Annotated in this window: 7 protein-coding genes and 1 pseudogene; 2 read left to right on the forward strand and 6 right to left on the reverse strand. The window is 73.6% G+C overall.

What is annotated here, in order from left to right:
- The coding region (locus ACFV4F_RS12940) for a serine/threonine-protein kinase (RefSeq protein ID WP_380502145.1) at positions 1-1,420 on the reverse strand (1,420 nt) is incomplete at its 3' end.
- Positions 1,421-1,674: 254 nt separating this feature from the next.
- On the opposite strand from ACFV4F_RS12940, the gene ACFV4F_RS12945 reads away from it, so the two are divergent.
- Complete coding sequence (locus ACFV4F_RS12945; protein WP_380435966.1) at positions 1,675-2,250, forward strand: hypothetical protein; 576 nt, start codon at positions 1,675-1,677, stop codon at positions 2,248-2,250.
- 56 nt (positions 2,251-2,306) lie between these two features.
- Here ACFV4F_RS12945 and ACFV4F_RS12950 read toward each other — a convergent pair whose 3' ends face one another.
- The 4 genes from ACFV4F_RS12950 to ACFV4F_RS12965 form a co-directional block, all read right to left on the reverse strand.
- On the reverse strand, positions 2,307-3,434 hold the full coding sequence (locus ACFV4F_RS12950) for a GuaB3 family IMP dehydrogenase-related protein (RefSeq protein ID WP_363651523.1): 1,128 nt from the start codon (positions 3,432-3,434) through the stop codon (positions 2,307-2,309).
- 160 nt (positions 3,435-3,594) lie between these two features.
- On the reverse strand, positions 3,595-5,097 hold the full coding sequence (guaB, locus tag ACFV4F_RS12955; RefSeq protein ID WP_380435965.1) for an IMP dehydrogenase: 1,503 nt from the start codon (positions 5,095-5,097) through the stop codon (positions 3,595-3,597).
- Positions 5,098-5,360: 263 nt separating this feature from the next.
- Positions 5,361-6,089, reverse strand: coding sequence for an RNA polymerase sigma factor ShbA (shbA, locus tag ACFV4F_RS12960; protein ID WP_380502147.1), 729 nt, complete (start codon positions 6,087-6,089; stop codon positions 5,361-5,363).
- 338 nt (positions 6,090-6,427) lie between these two features.
- The gene (locus tag ACFV4F_RS12965; RefSeq protein ID WP_014136228.1) at positions 6,428-7,039 is read right to left on the reverse strand and encodes a response regulator transcription factor; all 612 of its coding nucleotides are present in this window, start codon (positions 7,037-7,039) and stop codon (positions 6,428-6,430) included.
- A gap of 559 nt (positions 7,040-7,598) precedes the next feature.
- On the opposite strand from ACFV4F_RS12965, the gene ACFV4F_RS12970 reads away from it, so the two are divergent.
- Entirely contained in the window at positions 7,599-7,925 is a 327-nt protein-coding gene (locus ACFV4F_RS12970) for a WhiB family transcriptional regulator (RefSeq protein WP_380435961.1), read from the forward strand.
- Between the two features lie 73 nt (positions 7,926-7,998).
- Here the strand turns inward: ACFV4F_RS12970 and ACFV4F_RS12975 are convergent.
- A pseudogene (locus ACFV4F_RS12975) lies at positions 7,999-8,349 on the reverse strand (LysR substrate-binding domain-containing protein); the annotation flags it as partial.
- Positions 8,350-8,466 lie beyond the last annotated feature (117 nt).

Genomic DNA, 8,466 nt, shown 5'->3' on the forward strand with positions numbered 1-8,466 from the left:
CCTCGGTGCCGGCCGGCGCGGGCTCGGCCGCCGCCGTGGTCGGCGCGGCGGCGGTGGGCGCCGCGGCCCCGCTCGGCGTCGCCTCCGTGGTGGCCGCCACCGGCGAGGTCGCGCCCGCGCCGTGCGCCGTGCCGGCCTCCGAACCGCCGACGGCCTTCACGACCGCGACGATCCCGGCGATCAGCAGCAGCACCAGGACGATCGTCACCACGGCCAGCCGCCGCCGGCCCTTGCGCGGATCGGCGCCCGCCGCCTGCGTCGCACCCAGCGTCCACTCGCTGGTCACCGGCCGGATCGGCTCGGTCTCCGGCGCCGCGGGCGGGGCCGGCTCCGCCGCCGGGACCACCGCCGGGACGGCCGCCGGCTCCTGGTCCTTCGCCTTGCTGCCGACCCGCACGGTCCCGAGCAGCCCGCCGATCGTCCGCTTCGCGGTGCCGTCGGGGGACGGCGGCTGCTCCTCCGCCTTCTCGCCGGTCTTCTCGGCGGCCTTCCGGTCGGCCTTCGCCACCGGGGCGGGAGCCGCAGCCGCCGATCCGGCGGCCGACTTGACCGGCATCGCGTGCTCGGTCGTCGACTCGGCCTTGGCGGTGGCCTCGGCTACGACCCGCTTGAGCATCGACCGGGTCTGCGAGGCGTCCAGCCGGTCGGCCGGGCCCTTCTCCAGCAGCCCCTCGATCACCGGCAGCAGCGCCCCGGCGTTCTTCGGCGTGGCGAGTTCCTCGGTCATCACCGCCGTCAGGGTGGCCAGCGCCGACCCGCGGTCGTACGGCGGCCGGCCCTCCACCATCGCGTACAGCGTGCCGCCCAGCGACCACAGGTCGGCCGGCGGCCCGGGCTTCTGCCCACGCGCGCGCTCCGGGGATATGTACGAGGGCGCGCCGACCAGCATGCCGGTCGAGGTGACCGAGGCGTCACCCTCCACGCTGGCGATGCCGAAGTCGGTGAGCACCACCCGGCCGTCCTCGCCGATCAGCACGTTCGAAGGCTTCACGTCCCGGTGCAGGATGCCCAGCGCGTGCGCGGCGCTCAGCACGCCCAGCACGTCGAGCGCGATCTCGGCGGCCCGGGCGGGCGCCAGCGGCCCGTCCTCCTTGATGACGTCGGCCAGCGAGCGGGACTCGACCAGCTCCATGACGATCCACGGCCGGTCGTCCTCCTCGACCACGTCGAAGACGGTGACCGCCGAGCCGTGCCGGATCCGCGCGGTGGCCTTGGCCTCGCGCAGCGTCCGGACGATCAGCCGGTGCTTCTCCTCCTCCTCGACGCTGGCGTTCATGCGCAGTTCCTTCACCGCGACAATCCGGCCCAGCATCTCGTCCTCGGCGCGCCAGACGGTGCCCATACCGCCGCGCCCGAGCACCCCGTCCAGCCGGTAGCGTCCGGCCAGGAGTCGGCCGGTGGAACCCTGCGCCTGGGTCATTCGAAACGTTCCCCCATGTGCTGCTGGCGGTCGAGGTGACAGCGCGTCGGCCCGGCGTCTGGGCCCGAACGCCAAGCCTCCATCATCCCCTGTCCACCGGGCCCTCGACCACCCGGCCCCCGGCACGAGGTGCGACGGACCGCAACAACCCCGGCTCTCCGTGCCCGATCTGTGATCGAAAACTCGCCGAGATTCGTCCCGAACACTGTTACGGTGCGGCAGCTCACCGTCTTTTCCGGGGGGATCCGACACCCATGACCGCACCCGCCTGGGGCACTGACGAACAGTCGGGCCGACCGCGAACGGCCCAGCACTACACGGTGGCGCCCGCCGTCGGCGCCCCGGAGGGCTACGTCGCGCCCGGCATGCCCGGTGTCCCGGTGGCCGGATACGAACCCGTCGTCCCCGTCACCCGCCGCCGGCGCCCCCGCCGGCGGGTCGGACTCGCCGTCAGCGTCGCGGTCGCCGCGATGCTCCTCGGCGCCCTCGCCTACGGCTGCGCGCCGCTGCGGGCCGCGGACAGCGTCGGCTGGCTGGCCATCGCCCCCACCGCCGCCGTCTCCTGGCCGCTCGGCCGGCTCGGCGGCCGCAGCCGGGTGCTGCCCCTGCTGGGCGCGCTGCTCGCGGCCGGCGCGCTCTTCCTCGGCCAGTTGCTCCTCCAGGGCCGCGTGCTCCACTCGCGCGGCCTGCCCGGCACCCCGCCGCGCGCGCTCGTCCACGACGTCCTGGCCGCGTGGCGCGCCGACCTGCGCCCGCTGGACCTCGCCTTCTACGGCATAGCCCTGGTCGGCGGCTTCATACTCACCCGCCGCACCGCCGTCCGCGGCTGACGGAACGACGAGGGCCCCCGCCGTTCGCACGGCGGGGGCCCTCGTCAGCGTTCGCCTCAGCGGTGGTCGAGCGCCGGGTTGACGGTGACCTCGACCCGCTGGAACTCCTTGAGCTCCGTGTAGCCGGTGGTGGCCATCGCCCGGCGCAGCGCGCCGAACAGGTTCATGGTGCCGTCCGGGGTGTGCGACGGGCCGGTGAGGATCTCCTCGGTGGTGCCGACCGTGCCGAGGTCCACCCGCTTGCCGCGCGGCAGCTCCTCGTGGACGGCCTCCATGCCCCAGTGGAAGCCCTTGCCGGGCGCGTCGGTGGCGCGGGCCAGCGCGGCGCCGATCATGACCGCGTCGGCGCCGCAGGCGACGGCCTTCGGGATGTCGCCGCTGTAGCCGACGCCGCCGTCCGCGATCACGTGCACGTAGCGGCCGCCGGACTCGTCCATGTAGTCGCGGCGGGCGGCGGCCACGTCCGCGACGGCGGTGGCCATCGGCACCTGGATGCCGAGCACGTTGCGGGTGGTGTGGGCGGCGCCGCCGCCGAAGCCGACCAGCACGCCGGCCGCGCCGGTGCGCATGAGGTGCAGGGCGGCGGTGTACGTGGCGCAGCCGCCGACGATGACCGGGACGTCCAGCTCGTAGATGAACTGCTTGAGGTTCAGCGGCTCGGCGGCGCTGGAGACGTGCTCGGCCGAGACGGTGGTGCCGCGGATGACGAAGACGTCGACGCCGGCGTCCACGACGGCCTTGGAGAACTCGGCGGTGCGCTGCGGCGAGAGCGCGGCGGCGGTGACCACGCCGGACTCGCGGACCTCCTGGATCCGCTGCTTGATCAGCTCGGCGCGGATCGGCGCGGCGTAGATCTCCTGGAGGCGGCGGGTGGCGACGGCCTCGTCGGTGATCGAGGCGATCTCGTCGAGCAGCGGCTGCGGGTCCTCGTAGCGGGTCCACAGGCCTTCCAGGTTCAGCACGCCCAGACCGCCGAGGCGGCCGATGGCGATGGCCTGCTGCGGCGAGACCACGCTGTCCATCGGGGCGGCCAGGAACGGCAGCTCGAAGCGGTAGGCGTCGATCTGCCAGGCGATCGAGACCTCCTTCGGGTCCCGGGTACGGCGGCTGGGGACGACGGCGATGTCGTCGAAGGCGTACGCCCGGCGGCCGCGCTTGCCTCGCCCGATCTCGATCTCGGTCACTTCGAGCCCTTCTGCTGTGTTGCTCATGCCCGCCGGGTCACCCCGGCCGCCCCCAGTATCCCGCACGGACCGTGCGCACGCCCCGACGGCCCGGCCCGCGGACACGCGCGAGGGGCCCGCCGCTGCGGACGGCGACGGGCCCCTCGGGGAGTGCGGACGATCAGCGCGACGAGTAGTTCGGCGCCTCGACGGTCATCTGGATGTCGTGCGGGTGGCTCTCCTTGAGACCCGCCGAGGTGATCCGCACGAAGCGGCCCTTGCTCTCCATCTCGGCGATGGTGGCGGCCCCGACGTACCCCATGGTCTGGCGCAGACCGCCGACCAGCTGGAACAGCACCGCGGACAGCGGGCCGCGGTAGGGCACCTGGCCCTCGATGCCCTCGGCGATGAGCTTCTCGTCGGAGCTGACGTCGGCCTGGAAGTAGCGGTCCTTGGAGAAGGACTTCGCCTGGCCGCGGGACTGCATGGCGCCCAGCGAGCCCATGCCGCGGTAGGACTTGTACTGCTTGCCGTTGATGAACAGCAGCTCGCCCGGGGACTCCTCGCAGCCGGCCAGCAGCGAGCCGAGCATGACGGTGTCGGCACCGGCGGCCAGCGCCTTGCCGATGTCGCCGGAGTACTGCAGGCCGCCGTCGCCGATGACCGGCACGCCGGCCGCCTGGCAGGCCTGGGCGGCCTCGTAGATCGCGGTGATCTGCGGGACGCCGATGCCGGCGACCACCCGGGTGGTGCAGATCGAGCCCGGGCCGACGCCGACCTTGACGCCGTCCACGCCGGCGTCGATCAGCGCCTGGGCGCCGTCGCGGGTGGCGACGTTGCCGCCGACCACGTCGACCTTGACGGCCGACTTGATCTTCTCGATCCACGCCAGCGCGTTGTGACTGTGGCCGTGCGAGGTGTCCACGACCAGGAAGTCCACACCGGCCGCGACCAGGGCCTGGGCCCGGTCGAACGCCTCGGCGCTGGCACCCACGGCGGCACCGACCAGCAGACGGCCCTCGGCGTCCTTGGCGGCGTTCGGGTACTTCTCGGCCTTGACGAAGTCCTTGACGGTGATCAGGCCCTTGATCCGGCCCTCGTCGTCGACCAGCGGCAGCTTCTCGATCTTGTGCCGGCGCAGCAGCGCCATCGCGTCCTCGCCCGAGATGCCGACCTTGCCGGTGATCAGCGGCATCGGGGTCATGATCTCGCGGACCTGACGGCTGCGGTCCGACTCGAAGGCCATGTCGCGGTTGGTGACGATGCCGAGCAGCTTGCCCGCCTCGTCCGCGACCGGCACGCCGGAGATGCGGAACTTGGCGCACAGCGCGTCGGCCTCGGCCAGGGTGGTCAGCGGGCCGACCGTGATCGGGTCGGTGACCATGCCGGACTCCGAGCGCTTCACCAGGTCGACCTGGTTGGCCTGGTCCTCGACCGACAGGTTCCGGTGCAGGACGCCGACACCGCCCTGGCGGGCCATCGCGATCGCCATCCGGGCCTCGGTGACCTTGTCCATCGCGGCGGAGAGCATCGGGAGGTTCACGCGCACGTTCCGGGAGACCCGCGAGGAGGTGTCGACCTGGTTCGGCAGCACCTCGGAGGCCCCGGGCAGCAGCAGGACGTCATCGAACGTGAGCCCGAGCATGGCGAACTTCTCGGGTACGCCTGCGGCGTTGTAAGACATTTCGGGGGTACCTTCCGTGGCCGGCCGTTTGATCCGCACACGCCCTGAGGGTGGGGACGCGTTCATCGCTCACTCGCGCAGACCGCCGAAAGCCGGGTGGACTTTGGAGGATCCTCCAGGGGAACCCCGTTCGCACCCGTGAAACTTTGGCAACCTGCCCAGGCGCCGATACCCCATGGTACTGGCACCGGGATTGTGGTCCTCGTGTGCCCTTGACAACACCCTCCGCCCATGAGCCATTCCGACCGCTCCCGGCGGCAGCGTCAGGAGGACTCCTCCGCGAGCGCCCGCAGCCGGCTCAGGGCACGGTGCTGCGCCACCCGGACGGCCCCCGCCGACATCCCCAGCACCTCGCCGGTCTCCTCCGCGGACAGCCCGGCGGCCACCCGCAGCAGCACCAGCTCGCGCTGACGGGCCGGCAGGTTGGAGAGCAGCTCCTTCGCCCAGGCCGCGTCACTGCTCAGCAGCGCCTGCTCCTCCGGACCGAGCGCCTCGTCCGGCACCTCCGGCAGGTCGTCCTGCGGCACCACGGTCGAGGCGGGCCCGCGCATCGCGGCCCGCTGCAGATCGGCGATCTTGTGCGCGGCGATGCCGTAGACGAAGGCCTCGAACGGCCGCCCCTGGTCCTTGTACCGGGGCAGCGCGCACAGCACGGCGACGCACACCTCCTGCGCGATGTCGTCCACGTGGTGCCTGGCCCCGCCGGGCAGCCGGACCAGCCGGCCGCGGCAGTACCGCAGCGCCAGCGGGTGGACGTACGCGAGCAGCGCGTCGATGGCCGGGCCCTCGCCGCGGACGGCGGCCGCGACCAGCTCGCCCACCAGCGGCGACCCGCCGCCGCCGAGCACGGGCGGACGACCGGGGCCGGTGCCACCGCCGGGCACCCCACCCGGCGGGCCGGAATCGGCGTACGACGGATCGCCACCCGGGCCGGAGGGCTCGGCCTCCACCGGGTCCGCCTGGCCGGCCGCACCGGCGACGTCGTCACGCATCGGTCCATGGTGCCTGGTCGAACGGGAAAACGCGGCACCGCGTCCGGAGTTGTGCACCGGAACGTTATGCGGTGCGGCACCGCGCGGCGTGCCGCCGGGCACCACCGGCCCCTCCTGCACCGTGCCGCCTCCCGCCCCGCCGCCGTCGGTGGTCCCGTCCGCCGCGCCGTCCGCCGAGTGTCCTGCGGCTGCGTGGTTCGCCGCAGTGCCTGTCCGCTGGTCCCCGAGGTGCTCCACCACTCCATGGTGCAACCTCGGGACCGTAACGTCACACGTCCGTGCGGCACCCGTCCCCGGAAACACCGGCGGCGCGCCGCAGCCGGCGGCGCCGCCTGCGGTCAGCGGACCAGGCCCCAGCGGAAACCCAGCGCCACCGCGTGGGCCCGGTCCGAGGCCCCGAGCTTCTTGAACAGGCGCCGGGCGTGGGTCTTGACGGTGTCCTCGGAGAGGAACAGCTCACGGCCGATCTCGGCGTTGCTGCGGCCGTGGCTCATGCCCTCCAGCACCTGGATCTCACGCGCCGTCAGCGTCGGCGCCGCGCCCATGTCGGGGCTGCGCAGCCGGCGCGGGGCGAGCCGCCAGGTCGGGTCGGCGAGGGCCTGGGTGACGGTGGCCCGCAGCTCGGCGCGCGAGGCGTCCTTGTGCAGGTACCCGCGGGCGCCGGCGGCGACCGCGAGGGCGACGCCGTCGAGGTCCTCGGCGACGGTGAGCATGATGATGCGCGCGCCCGGGTCGGCGGACAGCAGCCGCCGGACCGTCTCGACCCCGCCGAGGCCGGGCATCCGGACGTCCATCAGCACGAGATCGGAGCGGTCGGCCACCCAGCGGCGGAGGACCTCCTCCCCGTTCGTCGCGGTGGTGACCCGGTCCACACCGGGTACGGTCGCGACGGCGCGGCGAAGCGCCTCGCGGGCGAGCGGGGAATCGTCGCAAACGAGAACGGAAGTCATGACCGTCGTCCTCCGCAGCTGATCCGCGTCACGTTGAGCCTCCTGGCTGGTACGAACCTCTCCGACACGGCCGATCGGCGACAGAGTCCGTGCTGATCGCCTCAACTTCCCCGCGATCGTTCCCGACGTCCGGCGCCCGCTAACCGCCTCCGCACTTCCAACGACCGTCACTCGAATGAGTTACGGCCTTCGGGGCCATCTCCACCACTGTACGTGGCCAACCCATTACCGATCAGCCGCATCGCGGTGCACACGCCGCACTTTTGTGCAGCTCGCGCGCGGTCGGCGTGCGACCCGCACACCGGTGCGGGGCTCCGTGCGCCCCTCGGACCACCCGATTGCCACGTCCGCGCCTGCGGAAGTCCATGCCCACTTCGCCCGTTTTTATAGCTTTCGTATGGTCATTGACTGTTGTGCCACTCTGTGGGTGACTTGTCCATGGAGTTGCCTTAAGTCATATTTCCAGGTGTCCACACCAGTGCATCGACGCCCCGCCACGCCCGCAGCGAGCTCCGCTGGGGCCGGCCCGCGGCCGACGAGCCTCTGAAGGGAATGAGCCATGGCAGATTTCTCCCGCCTCCCCGGTCCCAACGCGGACCTCTGGGACTGGCAGCTCTCCGCAGCCTGCCGTGGCGTGGACAGCTCGCTCTTCTTCCACCCCGAAGGCGAACGCGGGGCCGCGCGGAGCTCGCGCGAGGCCAGCGCCAAGGAGGTCTGCACGCGCTGCCCCGTGATCGCCGAGTGCGCGGCGCACGCGCTGGCGGTCCGCGAGCCGTACGGCGTCTGGGGCGGGATGACCGAGGACGAGCGCGAGGAGCTGCTCGGGCGCTCGCGGCACCGGCTGGTGGAGGTCCCACTGGTCGCGCCGACGGTCGCCCAGCGTTAGCGCCACGCCGAGGCCGCGCCGTGAAGAAACGTTCCTTCGCGGCGCTCCAAGCCCCCCGGCCGGTGACCCTGCGTCAGCGGGCCCCGGCGGCCCCCGCGAGCCGCTCCAGCATCAGCGCCACGGCCGGCACCTCGGCCAGGTCCGGCAGGGTCAGCGCGACCACCTGCCGCACCGCCGGCGCCCCCGAGGCGGTCCGCACCGGCGCCGTCGACACCCCGTCAGGCCGCACCGACTCCAGCGCCAGCCGCGGCAGCACCGCCACCCCCAGCCCGGCCGCCACCAGACCGACCACCGCCGGGTAGTCGTCCGTCGCGAAGTCGATCCGGGGCTCGAACCCCGCACCGGCGCACAGCTCCACCAGGTGCCCGCGGCACTGCGGGCAGCCGGCGATCCACTGCTCCCCCGCCAGCTCGGCCAGCTCCACCGCGCCGGGGGGCCCCCCCCCCCCGGGGGGGGGGGGCGGCGCGCCCCCCCCCCGGGGGGGCCGCGGGGGGGGGGGCCCACAGGCGGGGACTGCGGGGGGGGGGGGCAGCAGAGGGGC

It is taken from the genome of Kitasatospora sp. NPDC059722 (assembly GCF_042733235.1).
Taxonomy (GTDB): Bacteria; Actinomycetota; Actinomycetes; order Streptomycetales; family Streptomycetaceae; genus Kitasatospora.

Excerpts from the sequence above, each read along its gene's own strand:
- shbA (WP_380502147.1), bottom strand. The coding sequence starts at position 6,089 with ATGCGTGACGACGTCGCCGGTGCGGCCGGCCAGGCGGACCCGGTGGAG.
- ACFV4F_RS12970 (WP_380435961.1), top strand. The coding sequence starts at position 7,599 with ATGGCAGATTTCTCCCGCCTCCCCGGTCCCAACGCGGACCTCTGGGAC.
- guaB (WP_380435965.1), bottom strand. The coding sequence starts at position 5,097 with ATGTCTTACAACGCCGCAGGCGTACCCGAGAAGTTCGCCATGCTCGGG.
- ACFV4F_RS12945 (WP_380435966.1), top strand. The coding sequence starts at position 1,675 with ATGACCGCACCCGCCTGGGGCACTGACGAACAGTCGGGCCGACCGCGA.
- ACFV4F_RS12965 (WP_014136228.1), bottom strand. The coding sequence starts at position 7,039 with ATGACTTCCGTTCTCGTTTGCGACGATTCCCCGCTCGCCCGCGAGGCG.